Annotated in this window: 13 protein-coding genes; 8 read left to right on the top strand and 5 right to left on the bottom strand. The window is 59.0% G+C overall.

Annotated features, from left to right (window positions below; genetic code table 11):
* Positions 1–18 precede the first annotated feature (18 nt).
* Together AB8B20_RS22995 and AB8B20_RS22990 are read right to left on the bottom strand one after the other, a co-directional pair.
* On the bottom strand, positions 19–1,662 hold the full coding sequence (locus AB8B20_RS22995) for a lysine--tRNA ligase (RefSeq protein ID WP_439073456.1): 1,644 nt from the start codon (positions 1,660–1,662) through the stop codon (positions 19–21).
* A 72-nt stretch (positions 1,663–1,734) separates the two neighbouring features.
* A complete protein-coding gene (locus AB8B20_RS22990) occupies positions 1,735–2,616 on the bottom strand; it encodes a transporter substrate-binding domain-containing protein (protein ID WP_439073457.1) in 882 nt (293 codons plus the stop codon).
* 118 nt (positions 2,617–2,734) lie between these two features.
* On the opposite strand from AB8B20_RS22990, the gene AB8B20_RS22985 reads away from it, so the two are divergent.
* The 3 genes from AB8B20_RS22985 (at position 2,735) to AB8B20_RS22975 (ending at position 6,725) form a co-directional block, all read left to right on the top strand.
* The gene (locus AB8B20_RS22985) at positions 2,735–4,687 is read left to right on the top strand and encodes a glycosyltransferase (RefSeq protein WP_439073458.1); all 1,953 of its coding nucleotides are present in this window, start codon (positions 2,735–2,737) and stop codon (positions 4,685–4,687) included.
* Positions 4,688–4,989: 302 nt separating this feature from the next.
* Positions 4,990–5,229, top strand: a complete 240-nt coding sequence (locus AB8B20_RS22980; protein ID WP_441253343.1) for a helix-turn-helix domain-containing protein — start codon at positions 4,990–4,992, stop codon at positions 5,227–5,229.
* Positions 5,230–5,324: 95 nt separating this feature from the next.
* Positions 5,325–6,725 (top strand): primase-helicase family protein, encoded by a 1,401-nt coding sequence (locus AB8B20_RS22975; RefSeq protein ID WP_439073460.1) that lies wholly within the window; start codon positions 5,325–5,327, stop codon positions 6,723–6,725.
* A gap of 945 nt (positions 6,726–7,670) precedes the next feature.
* On the opposite strand, the gene AB8B20_RS22970 is transcribed toward AB8B20_RS22975, so the two are convergent.
* On the bottom strand, positions 7,671–8,039 hold the full coding sequence (locus AB8B20_RS22970; RefSeq protein WP_439073461.1) for a hypothetical protein: 369 nt from the start codon (positions 8,037–8,039) through the stop codon (positions 7,671–7,673).
* A gap of 40 nt (positions 8,040–8,079) precedes the next feature.
* Between AB8B20_RS22970 and AB8B20_RS22965 the strand changes: the two genes are divergently transcribed.
* Genes AB8B20_RS22965 through AB8B20_RS22955 form a run of 3 tightly spaced genes read left to right on the top strand, consistent with a single transcriptional unit; the run spans position 8,080 to position 11,524 of the window.
* The gene (locus AB8B20_RS22965; protein ID WP_439073462.1) at positions 8,080–9,699 is read left to right on the top strand and encodes a recombinase family protein; all 1,620 of its coding nucleotides are present in this window, start codon (positions 8,080–8,082) and stop codon (positions 9,697–9,699) included.
* Positions 9,696–10,607, top strand: coding sequence for a plasmid partitioning protein RepB C-terminal domain-containing protein (locus AB8B20_RS22960; RefSeq protein ID WP_439073463.1), 912 nt, complete (start codon positions 9,696–9,698; stop codon positions 10,605–10,607). Before AB8B20_RS22965 ends, AB8B20_RS22960 begins: the two co-directional genes overlap by 4 nt.
* A complete protein-coding gene (locus AB8B20_RS22955) occupies positions 10,604–11,524 on the top strand; it encodes a plasmid partitioning protein RepB C-terminal domain-containing protein (protein WP_439073464.1) in 921 nt (306 codons plus the stop codon). Before AB8B20_RS22960 ends, AB8B20_RS22955 begins: the two co-directional genes overlap by 4 nt.
* A 153-nt stretch (positions 11,525–11,677) precedes the next feature.
* On the opposite strand, the gene AB8B20_RS22950 is transcribed toward AB8B20_RS22955, so the two are convergent.
* Both AB8B20_RS22950 and AB8B20_RS22945 read right to left on the bottom strand, forming a co-directional pair.
* A complete protein-coding gene (locus AB8B20_RS22950; protein WP_439073465.1) occupies positions 11,678–12,712 on the bottom strand; it encodes a D-alanine--D-alanine ligase family protein in 1,035 nt (344 codons plus the stop codon).
* Positions 12,709–13,692, bottom strand: coding sequence for a putative zinc-binding metallopeptidase (locus AB8B20_RS22945; RefSeq protein ID WP_439073466.1), 984 nt, complete (start codon positions 13,690–13,692; stop codon positions 12,709–12,711). Before AB8B20_RS22945 ends, AB8B20_RS22950 begins: the two co-directional genes overlap by 4 nt.
* Before the next feature lie 714 nt (positions 13,693–14,406).
* Between AB8B20_RS22945 and AB8B20_RS22940 the strand changes: the two genes are divergently transcribed.
* Together AB8B20_RS22940 and AB8B20_RS22935 are read left to right on the top strand one after the other, a co-directional pair.
* Positions 14,407–15,894 (top strand): hypothetical protein, encoded by a 1,488-nt coding sequence (locus AB8B20_RS22940; protein WP_439073467.1) that lies wholly within the window; start codon positions 14,407–14,409, stop codon positions 15,892–15,894.
* The gene (locus AB8B20_RS22935; protein ID WP_439073468.1) at positions 15,894–18,368 is read left to right on the top strand and encodes a hypothetical protein; all 2,475 of its coding nucleotides are present in this window, start codon (positions 15,894–15,896) and stop codon (positions 18,366–18,368) included. Before AB8B20_RS22940 ends, AB8B20_RS22935 begins: the two co-directional genes overlap by 1 nt.
* Positions 18,369–18,467: the final 99 nt, after the last annotated feature.

Raw genomic sequence — 18,467 nt, 5'->3', positions numbered from 1 at the left:
TTTCGCAGGGCGTGAGCCTCAGGCCGAGCGCGCCAGCGCGCCGTCGATCATATTGATCGCATTCTGCACGCCATAGACCGCGACGAAGGACCCGAAGCGCGGACCCTTCTCCTGGCCGAGCAGCACCTGGTACAGCATGTTGAACCAGTCGAGCGAGACGCCGGGCCGGCCATCCTTGGCGAGCTTCTTGTGATCAAGGAACGGCTCGCGGCGGCCGATCTCATAGACCGCGTTCTGGATGTCTTCCGGCGTGGCCTCCGCCGGCAGTTGCGACAGTGCATCGCGCAGATCCTGCAGCGCCACGCGCTCGACATCAGTGGGCTCGCGGAACGTCTTGGTCGGCGCCACAAAGTCCCGATAGTAGTTGATGGCATAGCCGACCATCGCGTCGAGCCGCGGATGCGTCGCCGCGGAGACGCCCGGCCGATAACGCCGAATGAAGCCCCACAGGGTTTCGGCATTCTCGGCATTCGACGACGACACCAGCGTCAGCAGCAGTTGGAACGTGACCGGCATATCCGCCACCGGCGGATCGCCGGCATGGATGTGCCAGGCCGGATTGGACAGCCGCTGCTTGCCGTCCTGCCTGGCGTAACCTTCGACGAACTGCTGATATTCGTCGACATTGCGCGGGATGACGTCGAAGAACAGCCGCTTGGCCGCCTTCGGCTCGCGATACATGAACAGTGACAGCGATTCCGGCGAGGCATAGCGCAGCCATTCGTCGATGGTCAGGCCGTTGCCCTTCGACTTCGAGATCTTGCCGCCCTTGTCGTCGAGGAAGAGCTCATAGTTGAAACCTTCCGGCGGTGTCCCGCCGAGCGCCGCGCAGATCTTGCCCGACAGCTTCACAGAGTCGATGAGATCCTTGCCGGCCATTTCATAGTCGATGCCGAGCGCCGCCCAGCGCATCGCCCAGTCGGCCTTCCACTGGCACTTCACATTGCCGCCGGTGACCGGCGTCGTGACTTCTTCGTTAGTGTCAGGATCGACATAGGTGATGGTGCCGGCGGCAACGTCGCGGCGAATCATCGGCACTTGCAACACGACGCCAGTGGTCTTGCTAATGGGAAGGAACGGCGAATAGGTCGCGCGACGATCCGGGCCGAGGGTCGGCAGGATGATGTCCATGACCTTGTCATAGACTGCGAGCATCTTCAGCAGCGTCGCATCGAACCGGCCGGATGTGTAGTAGTCAGTCGACGAGGCGAATTCGTAGTCGAAGCCGAACTGATCCAGAAAGACGCGCAGCCGTGCATTGTTGGCCGCGCCGAAGGAGGGATATTCGTTCGAGAACGGATCCGGCACCCGCGTCAGCGGCTTGCCGAGATGCGATGCCAGCATGTCCTTGTTCGGCACATTGTCCGGCACCTTGCGCAGGCCGTCCATGTCGTCCGAGAAGGCAATCAGCCGGGTCTTGATCTTGTCCTCGGTGAGTACGCGGAAGGCGTGGCGCACCATGGTGGTGCGCGCGACTTCGCCGAAGGTGCCGATATGCGGCAGGCCCGACGGGCCGTAGCCGGTCTCGAACAGCACTTCATCTTTCGGCGTTTTTTTCAGACGTGCCACCAGCGCCTTCGCCTGCTCAAACGGCCAGGCGTTGGAAGTCTCGGCGAGCGCGCGCAACTCGCTCGGGCTCATGGTGGGGTCTAGCGTGGACATCGTATTTTGGGCCTCCGGGCCGCGGAACCTAGCGGCTCCGCACCGAAATGCCAAACCGCGGGATGAGAAAATTCAGAAAGGGCTGACCGAGAAATAACGCAGCCACAAATCGGTGTAGCGGCCTTTCTCCCAGACCCGGAACAGGGCCCAGTTCAGCGCCTGGCGCAGCGTGTCGTTGCCTTTGCGGACGGCGATGCCGATGCCCTCACCGAAAAAGCGGCTTTCGATGAAGGGGCCGCCGCTGAAGGCGCAACAATCGGCGGAATCGCTGCCATTGATCCAGAAGGCGAACGAGATCGCATCGCCGAAGATGAAATCGACCTCGCTGCGTTTCAGCGCCTGGCGTAGCGCATCGTCGCTTGGAAAAGGCACCAGCACCGCATCGGTGAACATCGCCTTCAGATAGGCTTCATGGGTCGAGCCCGCGATCACGCCGACCTTCTTGCCCTCGAGATATTCCGGGCGGATCTCCGGCATCACCGCATTCCTGCGAGCCACGAAGCGCGCCGGCGCACGGTAATAGGGATCGGTGAAATCGACGCGGGCGCGAATCTGCGGCGTCACCGCCATGGAGGCGATGATCGCGTCGCCCCGGTTGCTGGAAATGGCATCGAGCAACGTCTCGAAGCGGCGCATCTGTACGGTGCAAGTGACCTTGATCTCCTCGCAGAGAAGGCGTGCGAGATCGACGTTGAAGCCCGCCGGATTGCCGTCGGGGCCGGTAAAGTTGAACGGCGGGTAGTCGGTCTCGGTCAGGAAGCGGATCACGGTGATGCGCGACAGGTCCGGCCGGTCCGGACGGCGACGCGGATCCCAGAAGCCCGGCACGGCCTGCGGACCGGGCTGGCTCACAGCCGGAGCCGACGTCTGCGCCAAAGCCGGTGCGGCCGAAAACAGCGACATCCATGCGGCCAGCAAAGCGCCAAGGGTCAGCGCAGTTGCGCGACACTTCATCAGCGGTATTTGGTTGCGGGAATTAACCATCTGTGGTTGCATAGAGTGCTTCCGGATCGCGGTCTTATAGACCATCCGGCGCGAGACGCGAGTAGCGTTTGTGGTGTGAGGGCGTTGCATGGGGGTGCAGCAATCTTCCCGGGGTCATCGGCCGCGCGTTTCGCGCCAGCCGGCCGCTGCAATACGCCCGCCTTCCGCACCCATCGGCAGGACGTCCTCCTTCCCCATGCCGGACCCAGGCGTCGGGTCAGACCGCGGCAAAGATCCGGCCAGCGAGCTCGACTGCCTGCGTGGCATACTCCCGGTCCCGCTTCTGCACGCCGCGGAGCGACGGAGCCGCGAGCTCAATCTGGGCGCCGATCAGGTCCTGATCCAATGGGGCGTGATCAGCGAGGAGACGTATGTCGCGCATCTGGCCCGCCACCTTGGCATCGGCTTCGACGATCTCTCGACAGTCGGGCGCGCTCACTGCCCCCTGGCGGATGCCGATCTTCCGGGGATCGCAGAGTTCGGCATCCTGCCCCTCCAGGAGGATGACACACTCAACTGGATCGTCACGCCGCGCGCCTTTACGGCACGGCGGCTGATGCGTTTCTCCACCACATATCCATCGCTGATCGCGCGCATTCGGCTGACCACGCGGCGTCACCTGCATCAATATCTGACCGAGCAGACCGGCGACGCGCTTTCGGATATCGCCGCCGAAGGCCTGCTGCGGACGCGACCTGCCATGTCGGCCAAGTCGATCATCGGTTGGCGCAGAGGATTGCAGCCAGCGATTCTGCTGCTGGTATGCGCGGTTCTCGCGCTTCTGTATCCGACGCTGGCGATGGATCTGATCGGCGGCCTGGCGGCGATCTGGTTTCTCGCCTTTTCGCTTCTCAGGCTGACTTGCGTGCTGGTGCCGCCGCAGCCGGAGCAACGGTTTCCGCCGCTGCGCGGCGATCAACTGCCGATCTACTCAGTGGTCGTCGCGCTCTATCGCGAGGAAACGTCCGTTCCGGGTCTGTTGCGATCCCTGCAAAGGCTCGACTATCCCTCCGAAAAACTCGACATCATTCTGGTGCTCGAGCCCGACGATCTGCGGACCCGCGCCGCCGTTGCCAGAGCCCGGCCGGGGCCACAGGTTCAGGTCCTGATCGCACAGGCGACGGGTCCGAAAACCAAGCCGAAGGCGCTGAATGTTGCACTTCCCTTCGTGCGCGGCAGCTTTCTGACCGTGTTCGATGCCGAAGACGATCCCGACCCCGGCCAATTGCGCGCCGCGCTCGGCATGTTTCGCCAGCACAACGACGACGTCGCCTGCGTTCAGGCTGGGCTGCATTTCGACAATCTGACGCACAGCCTGCTGTCGCGCATGGCGGCAGTCGAATATGCCGGGCTGTTCGCGGTCTTCCTGCCCGGGCTGGTCGCATTGGGCATGCCACTGCCGCTTGGCGGCACCTCCAATCATTTCCGCACGGACACCTTGCGCCGCATCGGCGGCTGGGACGCCTATAACGTCACGGAAGATGCCGACCTCGGGATCCGCCTGGCGCGGCTGGGCTATCGCTCGGTGACCATTCCATCGGTCACGCTTGAGGAAGCACCGATCGCGTTCGGCGCGTGGCTGCGCCAACGCTCACGCTGGATGAAGGGCTGGATGCACCTTCTGTCAACTTCTAATAATTGCAGTGATTTTATGGAGTTACGCCTCGATCACTCACTCGGGCGCCTCGCGTCGCAACACCATCGCAACAGGCTCGCTCAATCGGCCAAACCAATAGTCGGGGCCGAACCTAGATCGTTCTGGACGCCCGTAATCAAAAGGCGTGCGCCAGCGAGAAAAACTTCAGCGCTGGCGTGGTTATTTCGACCGCACGTTGTCGAAAACAAGCGCGAGTCCATCGCCGGGCTAGCTTTGAAGCATCCTGACGGCCGCGCGATTCGGCGAAGACTGCGGCGTTCGATGGCCGGAGGTGCACTTCGACAAACGTCTGGACAGTGCCTGAGGAAGGCAGGCGGGCAACACCGCGCGTCGCTTACCGAGGCACATCGAAAGCTCGACAAAGGTCCATGCACCGAGGCCTGATTGTGATTTCGTATTTCCCACAGGCAGCAGGACGGCCTCTATCAAGTATCGCGATGGCGCTACGGCGCATGAAGATCACCGATGCCACCGCGTATGGCTTCCGATCAAACTTCCGCGATTGGCCGGCAACGCATCCATTTCTCGCGACAGCTCCCTGATGCAGCGCTCGCATATGTTATCGGCACGTGAATGCAGTGCAGACGTTTCTCAAGTTATTATCGCTCAATAGCTTAGGTCGCTTTCTGTCACACCCCCTAGTCAAGATTCGATTCCGGAATACTGTCTTCGGCGATCAGCAGCAAATGCTGCCGACAAACACAATACACCGAGGGACGATGAGCGACGAAAAGCAACACAACAGTGCACCGAAGTTGCTGAGGACGGTTCTCGAAGCTGCTGATGAGCTTCGTGTTGGCCGCAGCACTGTTTACGAATTGATCCGTACTAGGCAGCTAGAGACCATAAAGATTGGTCGTTGCACGCGGATACCCGCGACATCGATCACAGCATTCGTTGAGCAACTGCGCACAACTGCAGCGTAGCCTCCCCTTAGAACAGATGTGCTACCGAGCTCGCTTCAAGCAAGCCGCGGCTGGCAATCCTTTCACATTTTGAGACCAACACAATGGACACTCACGTGACCAAACAGCCGAACTCGGCATATGAACGCATCACTAGGCTAATCGAGGGCGTGGATAGCAACGACATTCCCCCCGCCATCGCAGCAGTCAACGAGCGCGACGCACTTACCATGTGGGGCAGCAAGGCCGTCGTGGTCCACGAAGATCCCTCAGGCGCGATCCAGATTCGCTCCCTGGAGGCGCATCGAGCTTGGTACGCCAATCAAACGATCCAGATTCCTGATGCTGCCGGCAACTTAAAATCAGTTGCTTTGGGATCTGCGTGGCTCAGCCATCGGGACCGACGTCAGTACGAAGGAGTCGAGTTCTTCCCCAATCCCGATGGCGCGCGTGGAAAACCGAACTTTCTGAACCTCTGGAAAGGTTTCTCGGTCGAAGCGTCGGAAAACGGAAGTTACGCCGTCTTTAAGGATCACATCCTGAACAACATCTGCAATTCGGACGCGGACCTCTATGCCTACGTATTCGGCTGGTTCGCGCAGATGATGCAGCGCCCCCGAGAGAAGCTTGGGACTGCACTTATCCTGCGAGGACAGATGGGGACCGGGAAGAGCAAGCTCGGCGAGGTGTTTGGCTCTCTCATCTTGAACCACTATCTGCAGGTCGACGACGTACGTTACGTCACGGGCAATTTTAACAGCCACATGGCCAATTGTCTGCTTCTCCAGGCTGATGAGGCCGTCTGGGCCGGCGACAAGGCCGCGGAGGGCCGATTGAAGGGCCTAATTACGTCTGACAAGCAGTTGATCGAAGCCAAGGGCGTCGAGCCGATACAAATGCCCAATTATGTTCGCTGCCTCATGACGTCGAATGAGAGGTGGGTCGTACCTGCGGGGCTCAATGAACGTCGTTTCTGCGTCCTCGACGTTGATGCGCGTTGCGCGCAAAATAACGAATACTTCCGCGAAATGCAGGCCGAGCTGGATGCAGGCGGACGTGGGCGGTTGCTGTACGACCTGCTGCGATTTGATCTCGAAAGCGTGAACTTGCGAAAAATCCCAACAACCCGAGCGTTGCTCGATCAAAAGGTACGATCCCTGGATTCTGTCGATAGTTATTGGTTCGGACGTTTGTGGGAGGGCGTGACTACGACCGATAGCACCGAATGGCTTGTCCAGGTTCCGACGTCATTGTTGTTCCAAGACTATCTAAAGGTGTCGACGCAGATCGGGGAGCGGCGACGCCAGACAAGCTCACAGTTTGGCGAGCGCATCCTCCGGCTTGGTGCCCGTAAGATTCGGCCAGTCAGCAACACGCAGGATGGATCGTCGCAACGAGCCTATCACTATAGCCTGCCGGGGCTTACCGAAGCGCGTAAAGCGTTCGAAAGCCTCGCGGGTCAGACCGTCGGTTGGCCAAGCACAGATGCATGCGATGATGACGTTCCCTTTGAATAACGGGGCTCTGTCCAGGCTGTCCTACCAGTCCAACCATTTTCAGGACCGTCAGAGGGGGGAGGATGTTAAAGGTGCAGAGCGGGCCGGGTCGATCTAAGCCCTATTCCTCTAATCTTCTAGAATAATCGAAGTGATAGGACTGCCTGGACGGCCCGTTGATTTGCAGAGGTTTCTCAGGTCCCGGCACCTGTGACATGCAAGGGACCTGTCGGACCGAGATGACCCTTACCGGCAGGCAAGTTGAATTTGCCGAATCGATGACCAATCGCCGTTGGACCGTGCTGGAGGCGCTTTCAAACTTCTGGTCCTACCTGAGCGCTAGCGAGCGCGCAGATCTAGAGCCGTATGCGCTGATGCGAAACGGCTTGGCGAGCTGTCACGCATCGGTGCCCGGGCGAAGTCTTCGCAGCAGCTCGGCGAGATCGGTCGGACGGGCAATCCTCAACCAAAGGACAAGAAAGACTCGCGCCGACCTGAATCGGGCTCTGTCGAGAAGGCCGGTACTGATGGCATGCGAACCGAGGAAGAGGAAGCGGGTCCTTCCCCGGCCGGGGTCCCCGCGCGGCCACCGCAGTCCGGGATTTCCCCAGTTTGTCAGATCAAAATTCAGGGTTGACCAGGTTGACGACTGTCGGAATGGTTGACCGTCTAGCTCCGGTGTAATTGCCGTTCGCGGATTGACGCTGCAGCCAACCGCATTTTTTGCCCGTCGCTGCGTCGAGCAACAGGCATTGTTGGAGGGAGAAGAACTGGACTCAAACCTTCTCCGCGAGAGCCCGCGTACCTGGTCGCACCCCGTCGTTGACGGAGCGTATCCCGCGGTGAGAACCTGGAACGCCCTCCCGTTAGGTCAGAGCTTCGACTATACGGCGGTTGTTCTCATGGGGGCGACGAGCGGCGGAGGCTGACCCGCCAAGCCGGTCCAGCCGTATCCGGATCTGGCTCCTATTCTATTTTGAGCCCGCCAAGCGCGTCGGCAAGATCCCTGACCCGCCGCTCGATGTCCGCGACCCGGTGACCCACCAGCAGCTCCCGCCGCCCCATCATGACAATCATGGCGTCCAGGACCTGATCGCAATGGCGCGCCAAGGTCAAAAGGTGCTCCCCATTGGGACCATAAGTTCCCGCGAACCAGTTTTTGACGGTCCGTTCGTTGGCACCCGTCCACCCCGCGACCGCTTTAACGTGCACGGCGCTTTCGACAGACGCTCTGTTCAAAGCCGCAGCAATCTCTTGCGCAAAGGTTCGCCCGTTTGGAGGGAAGCCCTCGCCAGGAGCGCTGAGAAAGAACTTACCCATCATTGGAAACGACATTCCGCACCCTTCTCGCTACCATCTGGCTGCAGCAAGCCAGGTGTCCTCGGGGGAAGGCACAGCAGATAATCCTACAGGTGCCCGCTTGATCAGGCGAACCCGCGCCTCTGTTGTCAGCACAAGCTCAGCGGACACGCTGTGTCCAGCAGCCGCGTACGTGAGGATGTCAACAGAGCACCAAGATTACTCGACGGAGAATCAACTCGATACGATCAGTCGCTATGCTGAACGGCGTGGTTTTGAGATTGTTCAAGTATACGAGGACTCTGGACGGAGCGGCTTGCGAATTGACGGCAGAGACGGTCTACAAAGCTTGATGAGGGCAGTGCAAAGCCAGCAGGCGGCGTTCAAGGCTATTCTGGTTTACGACGTGAGCCGATGGGGACGGTTCCAGGATGCGGATGAGGGCGCCTATCACGAGCACCTCTGCTCCAGGGCCGGCATCCGTGTGCACTACTGTGGGGAGCAATTCGACAACGACGGCAGCATCGGCTCCATCCTGCTTAAAAATGTAAAGCGGGTGATGGCGGGAGAGTATAGTCGCGAACTCTCTGTTAAAGTGTTTGCTGGGCAGTGCCGGTTGGTTGAATACGGATTTCGTCAAGGCGGCCCAGCCGGCTACGGTCTGCGTAGACTTCTCCTCGACCAAAGCAGAGCCCCGAAGGGCGAGCTCGCCGCGGGGGATCGCAAGAGCCTTCAAACAGATCGGGTCGTTCTGACCCTTGGTCCGCCAAACGAAATTGAGCAAGTCAATCGAGTCTATTCGCTCTTCGTCCACGCTGCGATGTCGGAGCGCGAGATTGCGACGCTGCTCAATAATGAAGGCCGCACCACTGAGCGCGGGACGGCTTGGAGCCGCGCCTCGATCCACCAAATCCTCACCAACGAAAAATACATCGGCAACAACGTATTCAACCGCGTCTCGTACAAACTGAAGCAACGCCGCGTCGTCAATCACCCAGACACATGGGTCCGCGCCGACGGGGCCTTTCCCGCTGTCGTCGATATCGCGCTATTTGAGCGGGCGCGGGCGATCATTGACCAGCGTAGTCATTATTTTTCCGACGAAGAGCTTCTGGCGCTCCTAAGATCAGTACTGACGGAAGAGGGATCCCTATCCGGGCTCGTGATCGACGAGCGCGAGAATATGCCGTCGTCGAGCACTTATCGATATCGATTTGGCAGCCTGACCCGCGCTTACGAACTGATCGGCTATGAGCCGGACCGTGATTACAGATACATCGAAATTAATCGGAACCTACGGCGATCGTATCCGGATGTTCTCGCGACCGTCACCGCCGGCTTGCGAGAGGCGGGCGCCGATGTCGCGTTTGATGCCGCGACTGAGTTACTGACAATCAATGACGAGTTCACCGCATCCTTGATCATCGCGCGATCCTTCCAGACAGAAGCGGGCGCCCTGCGCTGGCGGCTCAGATTCGATACGGGTCTGGTTCCCGATGTGGTCGTTGCCCTTCGCATGGATGCGGCCAATAAGGTACCGCATGACTACTATCTGTTTCCGAGCATCGACCTCAACGCCAATCATTTGCGGTTGCAGGAGGACAACCCGTTGGCATTGGACGCCTACCGCTTCGATTCACTCGACTTCTTCTACGCGATCGCAGCTCGTACCAACTTTTTGGAGGATGCCGCATGAGCAAGTCTGCAGCTACCGAAAACGGCAAGACGATCAAGATCATTCCCATCGCTGAGATCCGACTGCTGAACCCGCGGGCCCGCAGCCGGCGCAATTTTCAAGAGATCGTCCGCAGCATCGCCAATGTCGGGCTCAAGCGCCCGATCACCGTAAGCCCGCGTGAAAGCGACTCGGACAACGCGCGTTATGATCTGGTATGTGGGCAAGGAAGGATTGAGGCCTTCATTCAGCTCGGACAGTCCGAAATCCCGGCGATCGTGACCGACGCGGCGGAAACCGACTGCCTGGTGATGAGCCTCGTTGAGAACTGTGCACGGCGCCAGCATCGCGCCGTCGATCTATTGGAGGATATCAGTACGCTGCGGGGCCGCGGCTATACCGATCGGGAGATCGCCGCAAAGATTGGTGTGACCTCGGAATATGTGACGGCGATCGCCAAGCTCCTGGAAAATGGCGAGGAGCGGCTGCTAGCGGCCGTCGAAAACGGCCTGCTGCCCCTCAACATGGCGATCGAAATCTCGAAGTCGAGCGACGACGAGGTGCAGCAGGCACTCACCCAAGCCTATGCCGAGAAGAAACTGCGCGGCCGCAAGCTTGTTGCCGTCCGCCGCTTGATCGAGCAACGCCAACGACGCGGCAAGCACATCCGCGACATTTCCAACGGGCGGCGCGAGCCGAAACGCCCTTTGACCAGCGAGGCCATCGTGCGCGTTTATCGGCAGGAAGCCGACCGCCAGAAGCTGCTGATCAAAAAGGCCGAGGTCACCCAACAGCGGCTGCTGTTTGTGGTCGAGGCGATACGTTCGCTGCGCGACGACAGCAATTTTACCAACCTGCTTCGCGCCGAACGCCTGGATTCGATGCCGGCGTTCCTGCAGGAACGCCTCACCTCGGGGGCGGCCGCATGAGTACCTATTCAGAGCCCGGTCCGATCGATGCCGTCGTTCAAGGATTTGATGCGACCTGCAGGACAATCCCCCTGACGGCGATTTTGCCGGTCAGAGCAATCGGAAAGACAGTCAAGACGAGCCACAAGTATAAGCAGATTGCAGCGTCGATTCGTGAGATCGGATTGGTCGAGCCGCCTGTCGTCACTCCTGACGCGCGCAGCCCGCAGCTCTTTCTGCTGCTGGATGGGCATCTTCGGGTCGAGGTTCTGCGCGACCTCGGGGTGGCTGAGGTGGAATGCCTGATCTCCCGGGATGACGAGGCGTTCACCTATAATAATCGCATTAATCGCCTGTCGCCGATTCAAGAGCAGCGGATGATTGCCAAGGCGATCGAGCGCAAAGTCCCCAAAGACAAGATTGCCCGTGCCCTCGACATTAAGATCCGCAGCATCTCGCGGAAGATGCAGATGCTGGATGGTATCTGCGGCGAAGTCACCGGACTGCTGAAAGACAAATTCTGTCCGCTCGCCGTGTTCGATATCTTGCGCAAAATGCGCCCACTGCGGCAGATCGAGGCGTCGGAACTGATGATCAACGCCAATAATTTTGCCGTCAGCTACGCATCCGCCATTCTCACTGCAACGCCTCAGTCCGAGCTTGTCGATGCCCAGACTCCGAAACGATTAAAGGGCATGACCGCCGAGGCGATCGCCCGGATGGAGCGCGAGCTTGCCCGCCTGCAGGAGGCGACCTCCTCCATTCAGGACACCTATGGTCAAGACCACCTGCATCTCACCGTCGCCAAGGGCTATCTCGGGAAGCTGATCGGCAATGAGCGCATCGCGCGCTATCTCGCGCAGCATCAGCCGGAAGTATTGGGGGAATTTCGCAAGATTGCCGACATGACCTCGACGCTGGCGAGCGAGGCGGCCTAACGCCGGACACGCGTGCGGGTCAGATTCGCGTATAAGCAATATTATGGAAAAACTCGGCCACTGGCCCAATCGACGGCAACTTAAGAGCGACGCGCGGACAGAGCGACGCCGCTAGGCCGCGGCCCTGACGGACAGACCACGTCGGCCGCCCCGTCAGCCGACCGACGCCCCCGCTTTCGCCCGGCTGATCCCCAAGGCCAAAATGCGATGCAGCAAGCTCGGATAGTCGATCCCGTCATGTAGCGCCGCCTTGGCAAATTCCTGGCTTTGCGCGATCTCAGGGTTCGGGTTGGCTTCAATGAAATAGGGCGTGCCGTCCGCAGACAAACGAAAGTCGATGCGCGCATAGCCGTCTAGCCCCAATGTTCGGTAGATGCGTTTGGCAGTCCGTTGGATGCGAGCCGTGACTTCTGGTGCCAGATCATCAGCCGGCCCATCCACAATGCCGACGCGCTCCTGATAGTCGGTATCGTGTTTGGCCTTTTCGGTCGCGATCTGCCGCGCGCCTTGACCACCCAAAGTGCCGAATTTGAGCTCCCAGACCGGCAAGGCCCGCAGCCGGTTGTTGCCGAGCACCCCCACATAAAGCTCACGGCCCTCAATATACTGCTCGGCGATCGCGGCCGTCTGCAGGCGCTCATGAACAAAGGCGACGCGCTCGCCAAGTTTCTCGTCGGTATCAACGATCGACGCCTGCGAAATCCCATTGGACCCATCTTCACTGAGGCTCTTGACGATCAAGGGCAGAGCGAGCCGCGCGGGGCGTTTGACCTTGCGGTGCATCGGAAACACACCAAAGGCCGGCACCGCAATTCGGCGATTTTGCACCAGCGTTTTGGACAGGTCCTTGCCACGCGCCAGGATCAGGCCGCGCGGGTTGCACCCCGTATATGGAATCCGCATCAGCTCGAGAAGGCTTGCGATGTGCTGATCAAACGTGGTCGTGTAGTGAAATTCCTCCAGCAACGTATAGACGACATGGGGTTTAAAATTTTCCACCTCATCGCGTATCGGCCGGATTTCCTCCTGCACCGCGAGCGGACGAACATCGTGGCCTGCAGCACGCAATGTGCTGACGACGTCAAATTCTGTTTTCCATAGATTGATTTCCTGCGCGCTGTAGCCATCGGTTGAGTCCGGCGGCACGCAATCGGGATGCATGAGAACGAGCACGCGCAGCCGCCTCATAGCGCAATCCATTTGCGCCTGGACGGACCGAACAACGCGTGCATGGTCTTGGCCGTCAGAAGAATGGTGAAGTTGACCAGCAATTGTTGTTCGGATCCCACCACACGCAGGTCAAGCTCGCGGCAACGTGAAATCATGTCGTCCAAAACGGCGTCGAGCGTGAGCTGGTTTTCACCTGTCCATCGCGCGACCATCTGCCTGACCCGCGCGCGGTGCCGCCTGATGAAAGACGCCGCCGATTGCGCGCGGCGATGCCGCGGATCGGCTGAGAAAAGGCGGTTGAGGTCGCGATCGTAGGTTTTCGGCGGCGTGAAAGCATAGAACGCTTGCTTTGTCTGATAATGCTCGCCCAGCGTTTGGCTCAGCTTCGACAGAGGGTCAACACGCTCGCGTGTGGTGATCAGTGGCTTTTCGCCCGCGATCTCGCTCATCAGCTCGTCGACATATTCGAGCTTCTTCAGCGCCGGCCAATCGGCATAGCGGGTTCGCCAGCTCGACCGCGGTCGCAGCCACACCGCAAAGGTTTCCGCGAAATCCTCGTCCGGGTGGCTCTGCGCATACCAGCGTCGAAGGTGCTGGACGTAACGCCGGCTGGCCGGATTTGGCCGGTAGTAAAGTGGGTAGCGCTTGGACGACAGGCCGAACAGTTGCTGCCAGCGCCGGCGACGTTGCAACTGGTAGGCATGCTGCACGGCATGGCCTGTCTCGTGACGGAGAATGGCCATGCACTCTGACCGAGTGCTGCCCTCGGCCTCAAACATCATCCTCTTCTCGAGCTTCATGAGGCGGGGATGGGCGAGGTAAAACGGGATGGCGACGCCAGGCACGCCAGCCGGGCTGAACCACTCGCTCGAAATCCATACATGCGGCCGAAGCCGAATACCGCGATCCTTCAGCTCTTCATACAGAGTGTCGACACAATCCTCGAGCCAAGTGCCTTTGATCGTCACCCTCAAGGTACTAAAGCGTTGATTGAGCAACTGCTCATCCGACAATTGTTCCCAAGGATGCTTCCGAAGCGGCATAAGAGTCCATGGCGAAGAAGACAGGACTTGGATCGTGTCACAGGTTGCCGGTCGCAACAACCACCGAGGCTTCGCGGATAGCGTGGCCCGGAGCGGCTATACAACACAGCCAACGTGCGTCGGCGGAGGTCAATTTACGAATCTCAACCGTTTAACGATGAAGCGACGCGCCGGACTGGACTCGGAAAAGAGATGGTACGGAATAAGTCAGCCAATGGCTGACCTTTGCAACATTTGCTCCGTGCTGATCCAATTTTTCCGAGACCACTCGCTTGCCAATAAGATTGATTTAGAAAGCAAAGGCTTCATCGGCCACTTGCCTAGCCTCGCCCCCTACATAGGGCCGCCAGCTGATCCGCTTCCCGGCGAAACCGTCAGAACCGCTCCAACCACCCCCCACTTTACTCATCTGATTTCGAGACAGCGTGAAGAACTAGACCAGCGACGGACGAGCACTCGTCGTCCGACCTGACAGACGTCTGTTCATAGACTTCACTGCTTGCAAACGGCCAACACCTCCGCACGGCGCACTCATGCGATCAACGCTACGCGACCTCTGACGTTCAAACCGAATCTTGCACCCACACCCTAAGGTAGGCCTAGACAGACGATGCGTATTTTTGTCTTGTCTTACGCTTAGGCACGAGGTCTCATTCGGGGGAGCGCAAAATGGACGTCGCATGGGGGTCACGTTTGAGTGGTGAGACGAAAGGTCTCGACATCTTGGGTATCCGAGCGCTCGACCAGAATATTGAGGCTTCACTCACCAACGGCATCACGACGATCTCCATTCGCGCGCGCTACATTTCGATCCTAGCTTGGGCGATTGGTCGTTATTTCGTAGATGAAAGTGCGGGTGGACCGGTACAGCACGATAAGGATGCGCGGGCGATCTATTTTAACCGCGTTCGCTTCATGGTTCTCGCCGCGACATATGTCGATCAAGGGTCTTCTGAGGTCGGCGTCATGGGGTCGGATTCCTACGGGGCTGAGGCGGAAGCCCTCAGAGCGGGATCCTCCGTCCGGCTGCCCGACACCGGCAATATGGCGTTGCTTAACACCTATTTCGGCCCGGCAAGCGCGCTCGGCCTCGTAGAATCTCGGCCGGAATCAAGTGGTCTGCCATTCGGGCTCACCGCACGAGGCACCGCCATGTATCACGAGCGGGACAAGCAACTCGAAGGCACCGGCCTGATTGAACTGCTGCGAAATGGCGGCGAGCTGGACCATGAAACGGCTCAATCGGCCAGACCCGCTTTTTCGCTTGCGCGAACTTCGGAATTTGGCCGCGAGGCTGAACTGCTTCGAGAGGCGCTTACCGACGCCTGGGTGCCCGGGAATGCGATGTCGGCCAAGCGCGTGGCCGAAGCGTATGAAAAGATGACCGAGACTTGCGCTTGGCTGGAGCGTGAACTCAAAAACGGCGCGACCGGCGCAAATCAACTCATTGCTCAAAATTACGATCGGGCGGTTTCAAACGGAGCTTGCGGGATCGAGTATGAATGGGCGAGCTTCGAATGGCACCGTCGCGTGCATTTTGCGCTTGAGCTTCTGCTGGCCGCAATCACGAAGACCCTCATCAACGTAGGCAGCATGTCGATCTCGCAGGTCATTTCGACGTGGTCCTCGACGAGCAGTGCCTCCGAGCCACTTTCAGCTCATTGGCACTCGCCGGCTAGCGACGCTGCTTCGCTCGTATCACCCGGGCAGTTTACCGGCAGCCTCTTGAAGCCCGACGACTATGGAGGTGATCCGCAAATTCAGGCGCTCCGAGCGTTTGAGATCATCGTCACCCAAGCAAGGGATTCACAAACTGTTGGTCGTGCTAGTAACAAAAGTTTGGGTTCGTTGTCGCCGGCGGCGCGCACGATAGAAATTTTGGAGAACGGAGATGGGACGCTTTCCGATGTATTGCTTGCCATCTGCAATGAATGCGTAGCGCAGCGACACATCGCAAACACCATGAGGAAAATGGGAAATCAGCAGGACTGTTCGCTGCGCTTCTACCCCGACGGCCCTGTGCTTGTTCCTACAGGTATTGACATTGCGCCGAGTTATTCTGGCAGCCGTCTCCAGAACACGATGCGAATCCTGGCCGACATCAAGATGCTCAATCTAGGAGCAAATGGTGCGGTCGCTGCGGGTGTGGCTGCCTGATGAGTGAGATCAACGTTTTACAGAAACTGGTTGACGCAACAAAGCACGCGACCACCGCAGTCATCCTGACCCACAATATCGACTTTATGTTCGCCCAAGCCATTTTGTTGAATCGCTTGCGCAAATGCGGGTCTCCTCGGCTAACGGTTTTTGCCGATGCAGGCTGCGCCGCTGGATCATTCAAGCGACAAAGCGACATCGCAGACCGCGTAGGCAGGTCGTTTCGGGTGGTCCCGGTCAATCTCGGACCCGGGCGGCGTTTTCATCCCAAGGTGATTTTTCTGGCTGGCCCTTCAGGTGCGAATCTGGCGGTGGGAAGCGGCAACCTCGGTCATGGCGGTTGGAGCGGAAATCGTGAGATCTGGACCTACTTTAGCTTTCCGGGGAACGGCGGACCGGCGATTGCCGCGTTCCGTAACTACCTCGCAGAGATCTGCGGCTTTGCTGACGCAAGTGAAGCGGTGCGCATGTCAGTTATCGAGCTGTTCAGTGCTGAGGCTTGGGCCGCGGATCTTCCTGAGCCGGGAGACCTGCTCACGCTGCCAGCCGATACACCGCTGATGGACAAGCTGCTTGCGCAACTCGACAAGCCACCCTCGTCCTTCGACATGCTTGTCTCATATTTTGATGCCGAGGGTGCGGCGGTCAGCGAGCTTGCCCGACGTCTTGGCGTACCTCTGCGAGTTCTGATCCAACTCGGCAAAGAAGGCCTGTCGTCGCCGGCAGCCTCCAAGTTGCCAGCATCTGCGCAAGTATTGGGGGTGACGCCTTTAGAGAATGAAAGGCAAACCATCCACGCAAAGCTCTTCGCAGCGATTTATCCCGACGAAGTCGTGCTGATCGCCGGTAGCGCAAACTGTTCACGAGCCGCACTGTTGAGCCGCCGCGATGGCAACGCCGAACTCATGGCAGTTTCGCGCCTTTCCGTGAGCGAGTATGAGCAACTCCTTGCAAGCATCCAGATTTCTGATCATCCGCCGAATCTCCCGCTTGAGGCACCGAACGGAGACTGGGACGCAATCGAAAGCCCGCCCGTACGCATTCTGTCCGCAAGCTTCGACAACGGGGTTATGACAGTCCGTTGCGCCTTTGCTGCGAGCGTCCCGCCTTCGAAAATAAACGTGGTGCTAGATTCCGAAGCGCATATGGTGGCCCGAACTGAGGGTGCGTACGTCTTCAGCGTATCGGACCCGGGCTCGCGCATTTGGGTGGAGATCGACGCCGCTGACGGTATTGCGCGCAGCGCTCCCATGTGGATCGACCATGAGCAAGAGCTCCAAATCGGAAGACCAGAGCACAACGTTCAGGCCAAGCTGAATGGCAATGAGGGACTGATTAGCTCGGACAGTCTGATCGACATCTTCACGCTTGTCGTCGACCACTACAACAGCCCTATCCGCTGGGCCGGCACGCAAGACAAGAGCAAGACTTCGCCCTCCATCGGATACAATCTTGACGATGTATTTTCGGAAGGGTTCGGTCAACGAGCTTACGCCCCCGTATTAGGCGGCGGCCACCTTGTCACAGACGAATGGGCCTTGATGAACGATTATTTCAGGCTCGGTGACCGGCCGCATTGTCCCAAAGAACAGAGCGAGCCGCCCGACACTCCAGATCGCCCGCCCCTTGGGCCCAAGCCGTTACCGAGCCGCCCGAAGGTGCTTGAGCCGACACAAGCTCAAAAGCTTCGCCGGCTCATCGATAAGGCGGTGACTTCCATGTCATCGATGGCATTTCTCGAGAGCCGCCCCCCCGCACGGCTCGCGGCTGATGTCAGAACCGCCGCTCTTCTTCTAGCCATCGCTAGACGTCGCGAAGGTATGGACCGCGCCCATGTCGACGCCGCTAGCGCGAAGCTATTCCATACGCTGTTTGCAGGCAGCGATGGCAGCCGTCCCTTGCTCGACCTCTATATCGCTGCTCACTCAGATGCTCCGAGCCTCATGCTTTCTTCCGATCTTACGGCCGCAATGACGCTTTGGGTTGCAGATCTCGTAAACGGGCGGGAAGCTGGATCGTGGTTCGAGTTCGCGGTTACACGCCTTGCCGCTGCACATCCATGGTTAATCCACGGTAAGGAGGATACTCCTGAGAGCCTCGAACGATTGTCTGCGCATGTTGGGAGCCTTTCCAAAGCTCTGCCCGACTTCTGGTTAAGCTGGGTACAGGGCGGCGCCGCTGTGGCCGCGTTGATGGGCCGCCTAGCTACTGCCCCTTTAGAGATCCTTGGGACGGTAACTCGATCCCGCGTCCATCGCGGTGAGATCGTCTGGATCGCAAACCAGTTTGCTGTTGCTCAAGCAGACTTTGATCGCAATGCCAAAGCGGAGCTCTACCTTTTGAACGACGCGCGACGTACAAAATTTGTCGGCGAAATGGCCATTCCCGTTCTTGATATTCTTGAAGAGGTCGGTCTGCCACATGCGATACTATGTATGCTTCGTCCAATCCTCACACCACGGGCAACGGCTTAGAGATGACGGGACTATTAAAAAACAATGAGAGTAACATGCGAAATTGAGATACCCGCGATCGTCTCCGATACCACGACAACTGAAGTTGAACCAACCTAT

It is taken from the genome of Tardiphaga sp. 866_E4_N1_4 (assembly GCF_052076075.1).
Taxonomy (GTDB): domain Bacteria; phylum Pseudomonadota; class Alphaproteobacteria; order Rhizobiales; family Xanthobacteraceae; genus Tardiphaga; species Tardiphaga robiniae.
This window is presented reverse-complemented; position numbering and strand designations above follow the sequence as displayed.

Coding starts and splice junctions, on each gene's coding strand:
- AB8B20_RS22995 (WP_439073456.1), bottom strand. CDS start 1,662: ATGTCCACGCTAGACCCCACCATGAGCCCGAGCGAGTTGCGCGCGCTC.
- AB8B20_RS22990 (WP_439073457.1), bottom strand. CDS start 2,616: ATGAAGTGTCGCGCAACTGCGCTGACCCTTGGCGCTTTGCTGGCCGCA.
- AB8B20_RS22985 (WP_439073458.1), top strand. CDS start 2,735: ATGGGGGTGCAGCAATCTTCCCGGGGTCATCGGCCGCGCGTTTCGCGC.
- AB8B20_RS22980 (WP_441253343.1), top strand. CDS start 4,990: ATGCTGCCGACAAACACAATACACCGAGGGACGATGAGCGACGAAAAG.
- AB8B20_RS22970 (WP_439073461.1), bottom strand. CDS start 8,039: ATGTCGTTTCCAATGATGGGTAAGTTCTTTCTCAGCGCTCCTGGCGAG.
- AB8B20_RS22960 (WP_439073463.1), top strand. CDS start 9,696: ATGAGCAAGTCTGCAGCTACCGAAAACGGCAAGACGATCAAGATCATT.
- AB8B20_RS22955 (WP_439073464.1), top strand. CDS start 10,604: ATGAGTACCTATTCAGAGCCCGGTCCGATCGATGCCGTCGTTCAAGGA.
- AB8B20_RS22950 (WP_439073465.1), bottom strand. CDS start 12,712: ATGAGGCGGCTGCGCGTGCTCGTTCTCATGCATCCCGATTGCGTGCCG.
- AB8B20_RS22940 (WP_439073467.1), top strand. CDS start 14,407: ATGGACGTCGCATGGGGGTCACGTTTGAGTGGTGAGACGAAAGGTCTC.
- AB8B20_RS22935 (WP_439073468.1), top strand. CDS start 15,894: ATGAGTGAGATCAACGTTTTACAGAAACTGGTTGACGCAACAAAGCAC.